A 13,294-nucleotide genomic window follows, 5' to 3' on the forward strand; every position below is an offset into this window, starting at 1 on the left:
CCGCCGTGTGGCGGGTGCGACGAGCCGTCAGGTGTCGAGCAGCCAGCGGGCGGCGGCGTCGCGGAAGCGGACGAGGCCCTTGTAGTCGGCCATGTCCTCGGGCAGCTCGGCCAGGACGCGACCGAACCGCGCCCGCCAGGCGGGAACCAGCGCGAGCTCGTCGAGCGGGACGAGGTAGGTGCGGATCAGGAACATGATCGCGCCGGAGGCGCCGAGCCGGATCAGGTGCTGCACCTCCACGCGCAGGTGCAGGCGCCGCGCGAGCTCGGCGGGCCCGGCGTCGACGATCGCCCGCCGGTCCGGTCCCCACTCGGGGTAGACCTCGGTCGACTGGTCCAGCCGGCGGTCGACGGACATGCTCCAGTTCGTGCGGCGGTACTCCTCGCCGGGCTGCAGGCGCATGAGGAAGCGTTCGGCCCGCGAGATGATCCCTTCCTCGTGGATGCGCGGGACCGGGCCGTGGACCTCGAGGAAGCGCATGCCGACGTCGAAGCCCAGCGACCAGTCCGCTGCGAAGGTGACGACGCCCGCGTCGGCCCACAGCGAGCCCTCGCGCTGGTCGAGCAGCACGACGTCGTCCTGGATCTGGCTGCCGAGGAAGCCCAGCGGGCCACCGGGCAGGTGGTCGTCCGCGCCCTCGGTGAAGCGTTGCTCGACGCCGAGCAGGGAGTTGCGCCAGACGAAGGTCGGACCGTCCTGCTCGAGCGACATCGACTCGGGGTGCTGCGCGTGCAGCTCGCGCAGCACGGTCAGGAGCGCGTCCCAGGCCGCCGGGCGCATGTGCGGCAGGACCTGCAGGCGGGACGGGTCCACCGCCAGGATCCGACGTCGTTCCGCCAGCTCGCCGGTGTAGTCCTCGTCGAGGTGCAGGATCCCCGCGCCCCAGCTCCCGGCCTCGGTCTCCACCGGGACCCGGGCGGGCTCGACGTTGGTCGAGTACCGGTAGCTGTCGGCGCGGAAGGGGAACGGGAAGGTCGCGAGCCGTGGACTGACGGACAGGGTCACAGGTCGATCTCCAGGGTCTCGGTCTCGCTGCGGGACACGCAGCACATGACCGCGGTGCTGCGTTCCGCATCGGAGAGGTACTCGTCGCGGTGCAGCGGCGCGCCGGCCAGAACGGGCACCTTGCACTCACCGCACACGCCCTGCCGGCACATGTTCGGCACGGCCACCCCGGCCCCGTGGAGGGCGTCGAGCAGGCTCCGGCCGGAGGGGACGACGACGTCGCGGCCGGACCGGGCCAGCCGGGCCACGAACTCGCGGCCCGGGTCCAGGGCGGCGGGCACGAAACGCTCGAGGTGCAGCCGCTCCGGTGGCCATCCGGCTGCGGCGGCGTCGGCGAGCACGCGGTCCATGAGCGGACCCGGCCCGCAGACGTAGAGGTGCGTGCCGATCGGCTGGCCGGTGAGGGCCTTGTCGAGCAGGCGCCCGAACTCGTCCTCGTCGGTCGTCTCGGCCAGGCGGTCGCCCAGCAGCGCGGCCAGCTCGTCGCCGAAGGCCGCGCTGCCGGGGCGGTGCACGTAGACCAGTTCGACGTCCCGGCCCCAGCGCACCGCGTCGCGGGCGTGCGCCAGCATCGGGGTGATCCCGATCCCGCCGGCGACGAGCAGGTGCCGGCGGGCGGTGCCGACCGGGGCGAAGGCGCTGCGCGGGCGGGACACCGTGACGGTGTCGCCGACCCGCAGCGAGTGCATGTGGGCCGAGCCGCCCGCGCCGTCGGGCCTGTGCAGCACCGCGATCCGGTACTCCCGGGGCTCGGCGCCCGGGTTGGTGAGCGAGTAGGCGTTGCGCCGCCCCTCGCCGCACTCGACGACGACGTGGCTGCCGGCCGGGTGGGCCGGCAGCACGCCACCGCAGGGGCGGCGGAAGGCTATCTCCCGGATGCCGGGAGCGATCTCCTCGCTGTGGCCGACGATCAAGGCCAGGGTGGTCACACGGCCTCCTCGGCGTCGACCATGAACCCCAGGTAGGCGGCGTTGCGGCGGGACACGTGGTGGTAGACCAGCAGCGAGCGGCCGCAACCGGAGCAGCCGGTCACGTCCCCGGTGGCGACCTCGGCGAGCGTGGTGGTGTCGCAGTGCGAGCACCACACGCGTCGGTGCCGGTCGTCGGTGACCACGAGGGTGATCTCCGCGTCGAGCAGGCCGCCGCGGGTCGCCACGGCCCGGGCGGCGAGCACGTCGGCCTGCGGGCCGGCGAGCATCAGCCGCCAGCCCACCCGCGCCGCCTCCACCCGTTCGGCGAGCTCGGCCAGGACCTCGTCGGCCGAGTCGCCGTGCCACGCCCACACCGGACGATCGAGGTCGGCGACCTGGCGGTGCCACCCCTCGGCCGTCGGCCGGGCGTCCGGGCCGAACGACAGGATCGCGTAGCTCCGCCCGGTCCGGTCGAGGCCCGGGTCGGAGGTCGGCCAGCGCGGGACGCTGGTGTGCGCGGAACCCATGGGTCCGTTCTCCTCTCGAGGGGGAAGCGGCGCGGGGAGGGCAGGTCAGGGCGCGAAGCTGCGGTGGCCCGCGGAGAAGCCGAGTGCCCGGTCCGGGGTCTCGAAACTTCACCGTCGTGCCCTTCGGGAAGAACAGCACGTCACCCTTGCGGGCCTCCACGACCTGGCCGGTGGCCTGGTCGGTGAGGACGAACGTGCCGTCGACGGTGGTCATGCCGTGTCCCTTCGTCGGTGTCGGGGGTCAGTCGCGGGCCGGGGCAGGCCCGTCGGTGGCGAGGGCGGCCTCGGCGGAGGCGACGACCTCGTGCTCGCGGGTGGCGAGGTCCGCGGCCGGGGCGTGCACGTGGCCGTCGAGGTCGTAGGCCTGCTCGCCGTGCACGCGGATGTCGACGCCCTCGGTCTCCACCTCGCGCGAGAGGCGCAGCCCCAGGGTGAGGTCGACGACCTTCGCGATCACCCACGTCACGGTGAAGGAGTAGGCGAGCACGGCGGCCACCGCGACGGCCTGGACGCCGAGGGCGCGGTGACGTCACCGAGCAGGCCGGCGCCGCCGTAGGAGTTCCCGAAGACGGCGGAGTAGCCGAACAGCGTCCAGACGAACGCGGTCACCGCGACCGCGCCGAAGGTCATCATGACGACGTTGAGGATGCTGCGCGCCCCCACCATGCCGCCGTAGAACAGGGCCAGCCCGGGGACCATGAGGCTCACGCCCATGGTGGCGGCCAGGATCCACGCCGTACTTGCTGCGTCCATCGCGGCTCCTCGCGCGGTGGCACGAGACGAGGTCTCGTGTCGTGAATCTGAGTCGCATAGGAGGAAACAGCGTGGTTGTGACGGACAGCGTCTCCGGATGTGTCGGTCGTGTTTCCTCCGGGGGCGGAGGAGCGCCTCGTTAGCGGTGTGGGGAGCGCTGGGGATCGCCCGGTACGTCCGGGTCCTCGTCCGGAGTGGCGGTGGCCGCCAGGAGCTGTCGGGCCGGGCCCTCCTCGGAGGCGGCGACGAGCACGCGGACCCCCTGGAGCTGGAGCTGGGGTTCCTGGCCCCCGGCGTCGTCGGCCGACACGGCGGCCCACAGTCCGCCGCTGCGCAGCAGTCCGACGAGCAGGTCCGCCTCGGAGCGGCTGGACACGACGGTCAGCACGACGACGTCGTCCATGGTCTCCACCTTCCCGTGGCCGGGCAGGGCTCCGGCGCGGGGCGCCGCCGGCAGGCCGGCACCACCGAGGTGCCCGATCGAGTGGGCACGCTCGTCGTCCGACCACGATGCCGTATCCCTCGGGACAGGTGAACCTGTCGCACGCCCACGACCAGGGTCACGCCGGGCGCCGGCGGCGCCGAGGACGGACGCCGTCGTCGCCGCCGTCCGTCGAGGCCGCCCTCGCCGAGTACGAGCAGGCCCTGTTCCCGCGCGGCGCCGAAGCGGCCGCCGAGGGCACCGAGCTCGAGGAGCTCATGTTCGGCGACGACGCCCCGCACGGCCTGATCGCGATGTTCGCCGGCCAGGAGCCCGGCCACTGAGCCGGCGACCGCGATCCCCTAGCTCGACCTCCGTCCGACATCCCCGTTCCTCGCGTCGGTCAGCGCGGCGTCGAGGATCTCCACGCCCCGGTCGATCTCGGCCTCGGCGCAGGTCAACGGCGGGGCGATGCGGAAGGTACCGCCCATGCCCGGGAGCTGGACGATGTTCATGTGCAGGCCGAGCTCGGCGCACCGGCGGGTGACCGCGGTCCCGAGCCGGTCGGCGTCGCCCCAGACCTCGTCGTCGACCAGCTCCAGCCCGACGAGGAGACCCGTCCGCGCACGTCGCCGATCACCTTGTGCCGGGACGCCAGCTCGTCCAACCCGCGGCGCAGGCGGTCCCCGAGCTCGCAGGCGCGCAGGTCGAGCCGGTCCCGGACGAGCACGTCGAGCACCGTGTTCCCGACGGCGGCGGGCAGCGGGTCGTTGCCGTGCGTGGTGAGGAAGAGGAAGCCGCGCTCGTGGGCGCGCTCCTCGAGCTCGGCGCTGGTCAGCACCGCGGACAGCGGCAGCCCGGCGCCGAGGGTCTTGGACAGGGTGAGGATGTCGGGGACCACGCCGTCACGCTGGAAGGCGTACCAGTCGCCGGTGCGGCACAGGCCGGTCTGGGCCTCGTCGAGGATCAGCAGCATGCCTCGCTCGTGGCACTTGTCGCGCAGCGCCGCGAGGTAGCCGGGTGGGAGGTCGACGACCCCGCCCGAGCTGCGGACGGGCTCGACGAGGCAGGCGGCGAGGCTGCCGGCGCGGGCAGCGTGTCCGCCAGCCGCCGGGCGAGGTCGAGGACCGGGCGGCTGAGCATGCCGCTGTAGAGGTGGTCGAGCCTGCCGACCTGCTCACGGACGGTGGCGACGATCTCCGGGTGGGAGTGGCCGAGGATCGCGCTCATCTGCCCGGAGGTGAAGTCGAGGAGCTCACGCCCGTCCTCGGTGACCACCCGGCTGCCCCGGGCGTGGTCGACGATCCCGGGGCCGAAGAGGCGTACCCCAGGTAGTGGATCAGGTTCGCGGTGGTGTCGGCCGCCATGCGTCCGACGCTACGAAGTCGCCGGGTACGCGTCCATCACGCGATCCCGGGCGCGGAGTCCCTCGGCAGTGACGGTCGAGCCGGTGCAGGGGTGATGAAGGGGCCGTGAAACCGGCAGGTCCGACGCTCGCCTCCGACGCGGCGAGTGCCGAGCTCCCGCACAGGTCAGGCCGAGGAGAGCAATGACCGTGGACCACACCCTCACGACGTTCCCGACCACCCGTCCGGCCGGCTGTCCCTTCGACCCGCCCCCGGAGCTGATCCGGGCCCGCGAGCACGGCCCGATCAGCCGCTACACCTTCCCCGGCGGGGAGCCCGGCTGGCTGGTCACCGGATTCGACCTGGTCAGGGCGGTCCTGGCCGACCCGCGGTTCAGCTCGCGCAAGGAGCTCATGCGCCACCCGCTGATCGACGTCACCGGCATGGACATCCCTCCGGCGCCGCCCGGCGAGTTCCTCCTCATGGACGAGCCGCAGCACGGGCGCTACCGGAAACCGCTGGTGGGCAGGTTCACCGTGCGGCGGATGCGGCTGCTCACCGAGCGCGTCGAGCAGATCACCGCCGACCACCTGGACGCGATGGAGAAGGCCGGGCCGCCGACGGACCTGGTGAGCGCGTTCGCCACGCCCGTCCCCGCGATCGTGATCTGCGAGCTGCTGGGGGTGCCGTACGAGGACCGGGACTCCTTCCAGGAGCAGGTCGGGTCGTTCATGAGCGGGGAGGCGAGCGACGAGGAGCTGATCGCGGCCTACACCGCGACCCAGGAGTACCTCGCGGAGCTGGTGGCCGCCAAGCGCGCCAGCCCGACCGACGACCTGCTCAGCGACCTCACCGACAGCGACCTGACCGACGAGGAGCTGAAGGGGGTGAGCCTGATCCTGCTGGCGGCCGGGCTCGACACCACCGCGAACATGCTGGCGCTCGGCACCTTCGCGCTGCTGCGCAACCCGGCGCAGCTGGCCGCGCTGCGCGCCGATCGCACGCTCGTCGACGGGGCCGTGGAGGAGCTGCTGCGGTACCTGAGCGTGGCCAAGACGTTCATGCGGACGGCGCTGGAGGACGTCGAGCTGGGTGGCCGGACCATCGCGGCCGGGACCACCGTGATCGCCTCGTACAGCACCGCCAACCGTGACCCCGAGCGCTTCCCCGATCCCCATGTGCTCGACCTCCGGCGGCAGGACGGCGCGCACCTGGCCTTCGGCCACGGGATCCACCAGTGCCTGGGCCAGCAGCTGGCCCGCGTCGAGATGCGGGTCGCGTTCCCCGCGCTGTTCGACCGCTTCCCGACGTTGCGCCTGGCCGTGCCGGCCGACGAGGTCGGCCTGCGCCCGGAGACCGCGGACATCCACGGCGTCAAGAGCCTCCCGGTCACCTGGGACGTGTGAGCGCGAGCCGGTGACGGGCGAGGTCGTGGAGGGGCCGCGGAGGTTCTGGGGCACGGGCGCCACCACCGCTCCGGTGTGCCACATCAGCACAGTCGACAGCGTCGCAGGCTGGGCGGTCGGCGCGGGTCGGAAGCCCGGCGGGGGGCTCCGGCCGACCGGTGGCGATCTGCTGCCGGTCGGCCGGGGGGCTGATCTCAGATGACGCGGACGCCGTTGGCCTGCGGGCCCTTCTTGCCCTGGCCGATCTCGAACTCCACCCGCTGACCCTCGTCGAGGCTGCGGTAGCCGGTGCTGTCGATCTCGGAGTAGTGGACGAAGACGTCTGCGCCGCCGCCGTCCTGCTCGATGAAGCCGAAGCCCTTCTCGCTGTTGAACCACTTCACGGTGCCCTGTGGCATGTCACTGCTCCTAGCAGGTCCTGGGCCCTTCGCAGTGTGCGGAGCCCCGGCCGATCCTGATGGGCGGGTCCCGCCGTCACCGTGAGGGCGGGGCCGCGGCCCATCGCTGTGTCTCCGTGAGCGTGCAAGACACGGACCTCGAAAACAGAACGACCGAGTGCACCCTACTGCGCGGTGCGCACCGGTGGGGGGAGGCGCGTAGGGTCGGAGCCTCAGCAGTTGTCGAGGCGCGTCGCCCGGGTCGCCCGATAAGTCGTCACAGCCAGGGCGGAGGAGCTCGTCATGGCAACCGGGATCGTCCGGTGGTTCGACCCCCAGCGGGGCACCGGCCTCATCGTTCTCGACGACGGCAGGGAGGTCCCCGTGCGTCGCGCCCAGATCGACGGCGGAGGGAGCCAGAGCCTGCACGCGAGCGACCGCGTGGAGTTCGACCTCCACGAGTCGGAGTCCGGTCCCGTCGCGTCCCGCGTCTACCGAGTCTGACCGATCCGCGCCGGGAGGCGCGGTACGAGCGGCCCCTGCGGTGCCGCACCCGAACGCGGGTCACCCCGCGAGAGATCCGAGGCTTGCATGCCCTCCGCTGGCAGCGGATTCAGTCTGTACGGCGACGTCCCCGGAGCCGGTGCGCCCTCCGGCCTGGTCGGGGTCAGCCACAGCGCCGTCGACCTGACGACCGGTCGGATCGAGCTCGTCCACCCCCGGGACGCGCTCGAACAGATCTACGAGCAGAACTTCGGCTGGGGTGGGACGGAGCCGCCGTACTGGGCGCAGCCGTGGCCGAGCGGGATCGAGCTCGCGGACGCGGTGGCGCGCGCGAACCTCACCGGTGCGCGTGTGCTCGAGCTCGGCTGCGGCCTGGCCCTGCCGAGCCTGGCAGCGGCGCAGGGCGGGGCCCGGGTACTGGCCACCGACCATGCGCCCGGTGCCCTGGCCTTCGCGGCCCACAACGCCCGTCGCAACGGCCTCCGGCTCGAGGTGGCGCAGTGCGACTGGTCGGATCCGTGGTCGGCGATCGCGGGGGCCCCGTGGGACCTCGTCCTGGCCGCCGACGTGCTCTACCTCCACGACGGACTGGACGCCCTCGGTGCGCTGCTGCCCCGGCTCGTCCTCGGCTCGGGCGAGGTCTGGCTCGCCGATCAGGGACGTCCGCCGGCGCGCGATTTCCTCGCCTCGTGCGAGCGGTGGTCCACCGTCAGTACGTCCGGAACCGCCCACCCCGAGGTGAGCCTGCACCGGCTCCGTCGGCGCCTCACCACCACGCCGACGGAGGGCAGCAGCTCGACCGTCTCGACCGCCCGCACCGTCGCGCCGTCATCGACCCCGTCTTGAGCAGCGATTTCTCGGGTAGACGTCCCTAAGACCTTCTCGAGCCCCGACCGAGGGGGCGGCCTCCGGGCATCGACCCGACCTCGGCCCGGTCAGGTCAGGTCGACGGAGGCGTGATGGTCCGCGGCCAGGGCGGCAGGTCGGTCGACCCGACACGGTCCGGTCGGGTGCTCAGCGCGCAGACGGCGGCGAGCCGCACGCTCGTCCAGTCGGCTCGCGACCAGCCCTGCGGACCGGCGGCCGGCGGGTGCCAGCCGTGTGCGAGCGCCTCGGTGAGGACGCCGTGCGCGTAGCCGGCGAGGAGCAGCAGGCCCGCGACGGCGGCGGTCGCCTCGAGTCCGATCGTGGTGGCGTCCTGCACCGCGGCCGCGTGCTGGTCGACCGCCGCGGCGAGCCCCGGCAGCGCTGCCGCGGCGGCGAGCCCGGCGACGCCGAGCTCGTCGTGCAGCGCACGCAGCCACCGCCGCGCCGAGCGCACCGTCCGGGGTACGGGCCGGGACGCCAGGGGGCGCGCGGCATCACTCACGACCGAGGAGGGTAGTCGGGAGGTCCGCCCGATCCCATCCCCTCCGGTGGCTGTGGCGAGCGACTCGTCCGGTCCGAGGCAGGACGCGGCCCCCGGACACCCCTGTCCGGGGGCCGTGCGGTGGGCCGGTGCGGGCGCAGGCCAGCGGGTCCGGTATTCGGGCTGGTCGCTCTCGTACGTCCCACCCGGCCGGGGCTGCGCGGCGGTCCGGCCCGGTCACGGCGTGATCCCCCGGATCGGCACCCGCGGGGACGTCCTCGCCGCGGTCCTCGGCGTGCTCGCGGGCGGCCTGGGCGTCCTGCCGGCCGCACTCCCGCGCGGTCCGGAGGTCGTCGGCGACGGTGTCGGAGTGCTCCTGGGCCTTGCGGCACCCCGAGTCGATCATGTCTCGGGCGGCGTCGCGCCCGCCGAGCCCGAGTGTGTCACCCACGCGGACGGCAGCGGCCACGGCAGGCTCCGGCCTGCGCCCGCCGCGGGCGCACGTGGGCACCGATACGTCCGTTCTCGCCCTCCGTGACCGGTTCGGGACTTCGTGAGGCCTCAGGTCCTAGGCCGGTACGGCCTCCGAAGGCGAGAATCTCCGGCGTGCCGGACACTCCCCTGTTCGCATCCACACCGACGTGTGGGTTCGAGATCATCGGCCGCGCCGAGTGCTTGCGCCTGCTCACGGTCGCCGAGGTCGGCCGGGTGATCTACACCGAGAACGCGTTGCCCGCCGCGCACCCCGTCACGTACACGCTCGCCGGTGAGGAAGTCTTCTTCCGCACCGGCAGCCGGACGAAGGCTGCGGCCGCGTCCAAGGGCGCGGTCTTCGCCTTCCAGGTCGACGACATCGACTTCGACGACCAGTCGGGCTGGAGCGTCCTCGGTGTCGGCCACGCGTACGAGGTGACCGATTCAGATCGGCTCGCCGCCCTCGACCGCCACGTGCCCCGGCCCTGGCTGCCGGACCACGACGAGTACACGATCGGCATCGTGCTCAGCCGGCTGAACGGCCGCCGGGTGCGACGAGGCCCGGACCAGGACTAGGTCGCCGGGCGGGACGGGCCGTCCCGCTTCGCTCACCTCCTGTCGACACACCCCTCCGTCGGTCACACGAAGCGGATCGCGAACACGACGACGTCGTCGGGTGTGTCGGGGGCGAGCGTGCCGACGGCCAGGTCGACGAGGTCCTCGACCGGACGGTCGTGGTTGCGCCGCAGCAGGTCCAGCAGAGCTTCCGTGCCGACGTCGAGGTCGCTGCCGCGGTGCTCGACGAGTCCGTCGGTGTAGAGGAACAGGGTGCTGCCGGACGGGATCTCCCGGTGGCGGTCGGTGCGGGGCGCATCCGCCGTGAACTCGAAGCCGAACAGGGGGTCGTGGCCGTGGAGCAGGTCGGCGGTGCCGCCGGGGAGCAGCAGGATCGGGGGCGGGTGACCGGCGTTCGTCCAGGACAGGGTCCAGGCGCCGGCGGCGGTCTCGACGAGGCGGGCGAGGACCGCGGTGCCCCGGGCGCCGAGGTGCAGGCCGTGGTCGGCGGCCTCGAAGGCGCGCAGGACGGCCGAGGGCGGGTCGGCGGGGTGGTCCCAGGCGGTCTGGCGCAGCATGGACCGGACCTGGCCCATGATCATCGCGGCGTCGAGGTCGTGGCCGATGATGTCGCCGGTGGACACGATGAGGGCGGGCCGCCCGGGGTGAGCGGGGTGGGGGACCGCTGCGGCGTCGTACCAGTCCCCGCCGACGTGCTCCCGGGCGTCGGCGGGTGCGTAGCGGGCGACCATCCGCAGTCCGTCGACGGTGGGCAGGGAGGTGAGCATGGCGTTCTGCAGGGCGTGGGCCACGGACATCCGGTGCTGCAGGATGCGCGCCCGGGCCAAGGCCTGGCTGGCGTAGCCGCCGATGGTGGCGATGGTCAGCAGGTCCTCGGCCTCGACGACGTTCGGGATCTCCCAGCCGAGCACGATCGAGCCGAGGGGTCCGTCGGTACCCGGGAGCGGGACGGCGACCACCGAGTGCAGGCCGAGGTGACGCATGATCGCCGCGGCGGCGGGTGGGTTCGCGGCGTCGAAGGACCGGCGGTCGGGGTAGTGCAGGATCGCGGCCTCGCGCATGGCCCGGGCGGACGGGAGGTGCGCGTCGAGGTCGGGGGTGTGGGTGGGGGCGAGGGCGACCGGGTCGTCGGCGAGGCGGACGGTGCGGTGCTGCTCGTCGAGGACGACCGCGCCGACGTAGGCGGGGCGCAGCTCGGTGTGGACCAGCGCACGGATGCGGGTCAGGACGTCGTCCACGTCGGTCGTGTCGGTGAAGGCCTGAGACGCGAGCAGCAGGGTCTGCGAGCGGCGGAACGAGCGCTTCTGGGCGGCCTCGAGCCGGTCCCGGCGGACCTCCTCGCGGCCGGCGTCGTAGGTGGCGAGCCGCAGGCGGAGCTCGGTGGCGCAGGCTGCGGCGATGCGCCGCAAGGTGGCCAGCTCGGTGTCGGTCCACGCGCGGGGTGTGCCGTCGATCGCGCACAGCGAGCCCAGCACGTTGCCGGCGGCGTCGGTGAGGGGCATGCCGGCGTAGGCGACGACACCGAGGTCGGGGATCGCGAGGTTGTCGCGCACGAGCGGGTGGTCGCGGGCGTCGGGGACGACGAGGGGTTCGGCGGTGAGCACGACGTGCCGGCAGAACGAGTGGCTCAGCGGTGTGGAGCGCTTGCCGGCCCACGGTTCGGGGAGCCCGCTCATCCCGGGGAAGATCTGCGAGTCGGGCCGAACGAGCGAGACGAGCGCGACGGGGACGTCGAGGGCCTCGCGTACCCATGCGGCGAAGCCGTCGAGCCGCTCGTCGGGTTCGGCGGTCAGGCCGGTGTGTTCCAGGGCGCGGAGCCGGTCGGGGTCGCTGAGGTCGGCGCAGCCGTCGAGATCGGTCGCGTCCCGGACGGGACCGCCCTCGGCGTGGCCTGCCATCGTGCTCCTGGGTGTGCTCCGGTTCGCCGCGAGGGACGTGGCTCCCTCGGGTATCGCCGACAGGATGACAGAACAACCTCGTCCCTGACGACGGCGCGGCCGCACCGTGCGGGGGCGGAGCCGCTCAGTCGGTCGTGATCGCGATCTCGGCGGCGACGGTCTTGCCGGTGTCGTGGTGGTGGACGGTCCACTCCGTGGCCAGGGTGTCGACCATCTGGAGCCCACGTCCGCGTGGCGCGTGGACGTCGAGGAGCTGCAGCCGGGGTTCGCCGGGGGAGCCGTCGGTCACCTCCAGCCGCAACGAGCGCCCGTCGAGGGTGGCGGTCACGCGGAAGGGGGTCCGGGCGTGGTCGACGGCATTGCTGGCCAGCTCGCTGGCGACCAACAGGGCGTCGTCGGTCGTGTCGTCGTCGACCTCCCGATCGCCCAGGAAGGCGAGGAGGTCCCGGCGGACGCGGACGCTGGCTCCGGCGGTGGGGTCGTACGCCCACTCCGCCCGCTGCCTCGCCTCGGCCGCGGTGTGGGTGATCAGCGCGACGGCGAGATCGTCGCCGCGCAGCGGCGCTCGGTGGTCGACCGCGGCCAGGAGCGCGTCGAGCAGTCGGTCCGGTTCGGCGTCCCAGGTCGGGCCGGTGGCGCGGAGCCGGCTCCCGAGCAGGTCGAGCAGGCCGTCGGTCCAGAGCACCTCCCCGTCGTCGTCGCGGGCCTCGACGAGCCCGTCGGTGTAGAGCAGCAGCGCCCAGTCCGCGGGCAACGGCACGCGGACGGACGGCCAGGTCGTGCCCAGCCGCACGCCGAGCGGGACGCCGAGGGCATGGTCGGGCAGGGGTCGGGGGGTGATGCCGTCGACGAGCAGCGGTGGCGGGTGCCCGGCGAGGTAGAGGTCGACGTGACTGCGGTCGGCCGCCACGGAGACCATCGCCACGGTGGTGAAGAGAATCGTGTCGTGGCGCTCGGTGACCAGGACCTGGTCCAGGATCGGGAGGACGTGCGCGGCGGGCATTCCGGCGAGGATGAGTGTGCGCCAGGCGATGCGGAGGCTGACGCCGATGGCGGCCTCGTCGGGGCCGTGCCCGCTGACGTCGCCGATGATGACGTGGACGGTGCCGTCGTCCGTCTCGATGGCGTCGTAGAAGTCGCCGCCGAGCAGCAGCCGCTTCTCGCCGGGCTGGTAGCGGGTGGTCACCGAGACGGCGGGGTCCCGCAGCAGCGCGGTGGGCAGCAGGCCCCGCCCGAGCCGGCGGTTCTCCCGCTCCTGGGCCCGGGCCTCGTGCAGCTGGCGGCTGAGCCGGTCGGCGCGGCGGCGCTCGACCGCGTACTGCACCGCCCGGGTGAGCAGCCGCCCGTCGACCTTGCCCTTGATCAGGTAGTCCTCGGCCCCGGCCGCCACGGCGGCCCGGCCGCGGGTCTCGTCGAGGTCGCCGGTGAGCACGACGACGGCCGGGTGGTCCTCGATCTCGAGGAGCCGGGCCAGCCCGTCCAGCCCGGATGAGTCGGGCAGGTTCATGTCCAGCAGGACACAGTCCGCGTGCCCGAGCAGGCCCGTGGCCTCGGCGATGCTGCTGACGCGGACCAGGGTCGGGAGCTCACCGACCTCGGCCAGCAGTTCCTCCACGAGGAAGGCGTCGCCGTCGTCGTCCTCGACGAGGAGCACACGGAGGGCGGACGAACCGGGGGCGTCCGGGCCGGTCGGGGCACCGGCCACGGTCTCGCTCACGAGGTCCTCACGCGGCGCACTCTAGGCGTTG

General features: G+C 73.5%; 15 protein-coding genes and 1 pseudogene. 5 read left to right on the top strand and 11 right to left on the bottom strand.

Features of this window, described 5'->3' with window-relative positions; translation table 11 throughout:
* Positions 1-27 precede the first annotated feature (27 nt).
* The 6 genes from AB0B41_RS08925 to AB0B41_RS08950 all read right to left on the bottom strand — a co-directional run bounded on the left by AB0B41_RS08925 (position 28) and on the right by AB0B41_RS08950 (position 3,599).
* A complete protein-coding gene (locus AB0B41_RS08925) occupies positions 28-1,005 on the bottom strand; it encodes a DUF3445 domain-containing protein (protein WP_358200650.1) in 978 nt (325 codons plus the stop codon).
* Entirely contained in the window at positions 1,002-1,934 is a 933-nt protein-coding gene (locus AB0B41_RS08930) for a PDR/VanB family oxidoreductase (RefSeq protein ID WP_358200652.1), read from the bottom strand. Before AB0B41_RS08930 ends, AB0B41_RS08925 begins: the two co-directional genes overlap by 4 nt.
* Entirely contained in the window at positions 1,931-2,443 is a 513-nt protein-coding gene (locus AB0B41_RS08935) for a dimethylamine monooxygenase subunit DmmA family protein (protein WP_358200655.1), read from the bottom strand. The genes AB0B41_RS08930 and AB0B41_RS08935 overlap by 4 nt, the downstream gene beginning before the upstream one ends.
* Before the next feature lie 241 nt (positions 2,444-2,684).
* Positions 2,685-2,930: a hypothetical protein gene (locus tag AB0B41_RS08940; protein WP_358200657.1), complete on the bottom strand. Its 246-nt coding sequence runs from the start codon at positions 2,928-2,930 to the stop codon at positions 2,685-2,687.
* Positions 2,906-3,196, bottom strand: a complete 291-nt coding sequence (locus AB0B41_RS08945; protein ID WP_358200659.1) for a hypothetical protein — start codon at positions 3,194-3,196, stop codon at positions 2,906-2,908. The genes AB0B41_RS08940 and AB0B41_RS08945 overlap by 25 nt, the downstream gene beginning before the upstream one ends.
* Before the next feature lie 139 nt (positions 3,197-3,335).
* Positions 3,336-3,599, bottom strand: coding sequence for a hypothetical protein (locus AB0B41_RS08950; RefSeq protein ID WP_358200661.1), 264 nt, complete (start codon positions 3,597-3,599; stop codon positions 3,336-3,338).
* 128 nt (positions 3,600-3,727) lie between these two features.
* Between AB0B41_RS08950 and AB0B41_RS08955 the strand changes: the two genes are divergently transcribed.
* Positions 3,728-3,961 carry a hypothetical protein gene (locus AB0B41_RS08955; protein ID WP_358200663.1) on the top strand — a complete coding sequence of 78 codons (234 nt, stop codon included), beginning with the start codon at positions 3,728-3,730 and terminating at the stop codon, positions 3,959-3,961.
* An 18-nt stretch (positions 3,962-3,979) separates the two neighbouring features.
* On the opposite strand, the pseudogene AB0B41_RS08960 reads toward AB0B41_RS08955, so the two are convergent.
* Positions 3,980-4,984 (bottom strand): annotated as a pseudogene (locus AB0B41_RS08960) (aspartate aminotransferase family protein).
* A 182-nt stretch (positions 4,985-5,166) separates the two neighbouring features.
* Here AB0B41_RS08960 and AB0B41_RS08965 point away from each other — a divergent pair.
* A complete protein-coding gene (locus AB0B41_RS08965) occupies positions 5,167-6,369 on the top strand; it encodes a cytochrome P450 (RefSeq protein ID WP_358200665.1) in 1,203 nt (400 codons plus the stop codon).
* Between the two features lie 194 nt (positions 6,370-6,563).
* Here AB0B41_RS08965 and AB0B41_RS08970 read toward each other — a convergent pair whose 3' ends face one another.
* The gene (locus AB0B41_RS08970) at positions 6,564-6,767 is read right to left on the bottom strand and encodes a cold-shock protein (protein ID WP_037047683.1); all 204 of its coding nucleotides are present in this window, start codon (positions 6,765-6,767) and stop codon (positions 6,564-6,566) included.
* Between the two features lie 282 nt (positions 6,768-7,049).
* On the opposite strand from AB0B41_RS08970, the gene AB0B41_RS08975 reads away from it, so the two are divergent.
* Both AB0B41_RS08975 and AB0B41_RS08980 read left to right on the top strand, forming a co-directional pair.
* A complete protein-coding gene (locus AB0B41_RS08975) occupies positions 7,050-7,250 on the top strand; it encodes a cold shock domain-containing protein (protein WP_358200667.1) in 201 nt (66 codons plus the stop codon).
* Between the two features lie 87 nt (positions 7,251-7,337).
* Positions 7,338-8,096 carry a methyltransferase domain-containing protein gene (locus AB0B41_RS08980; protein WP_358200669.1) on the top strand — a complete coding sequence of 253 codons (759 nt, stop codon included), beginning with the start codon at positions 7,338-7,340 and terminating at the stop codon, positions 8,094-8,096.
* Between the two features lie 94 nt (positions 8,097-8,190).
* On the opposite strand, the gene AB0B41_RS08985 is transcribed toward AB0B41_RS08980, so the two are convergent.
* Positions 8,191-8,619: a DUF6401 family natural product biosynthesis protein gene (locus AB0B41_RS08985; RefSeq protein ID WP_358200671.1), complete on the bottom strand. Its 429-nt coding sequence runs from the start codon at positions 8,617-8,619 to the stop codon at positions 8,191-8,193.
* 585 nt (positions 8,620-9,204) lie between these two features.
* On the opposite strand from AB0B41_RS08985, the gene AB0B41_RS08990 reads away from it, so the two are divergent.
* Positions 9,205-9,648: a pyridoxamine 5'-phosphate oxidase family protein gene (locus tag AB0B41_RS08990; RefSeq protein ID WP_358200673.1), complete on the top strand. Its 444-nt coding sequence runs from the start codon at positions 9,205-9,207 to the stop codon at positions 9,646-9,648.
* 62 nt (positions 9,649-9,710) lie between these two features.
* On the opposite strand, the gene AB0B41_RS08995 is transcribed toward AB0B41_RS08990, so the two are convergent.
* Both AB0B41_RS08995 and AB0B41_RS09000 read right to left on the bottom strand, forming a co-directional pair.
* A complete protein-coding gene (locus AB0B41_RS08995) occupies positions 9,711-11,546 on the bottom strand; it encodes a SpoIIE family protein phosphatase (protein ID WP_358200675.1) in 1,836 nt (611 codons plus the stop codon).
* A 124-nt stretch (positions 11,547-11,670) separates the two neighbouring features.
* On the bottom strand, positions 11,671-13,263 hold the full coding sequence (locus AB0B41_RS09000; RefSeq protein ID WP_358200677.1) for a SpoIIE family protein phosphatase: 1,593 nt from the start codon (positions 13,261-13,263) through the stop codon (positions 11,671-11,673).
* Between the last annotated feature and the right edge of the window lie 31 nt (positions 13,264-13,294).

This window comes from Pseudonocardia sp. NPDC049154, from assembly GCF_040648315.1.
GTDB lineage: Bacteria > Actinomycetota > Actinomycetes > Mycobacteriales > Pseudonocardiaceae > Pseudonocardia.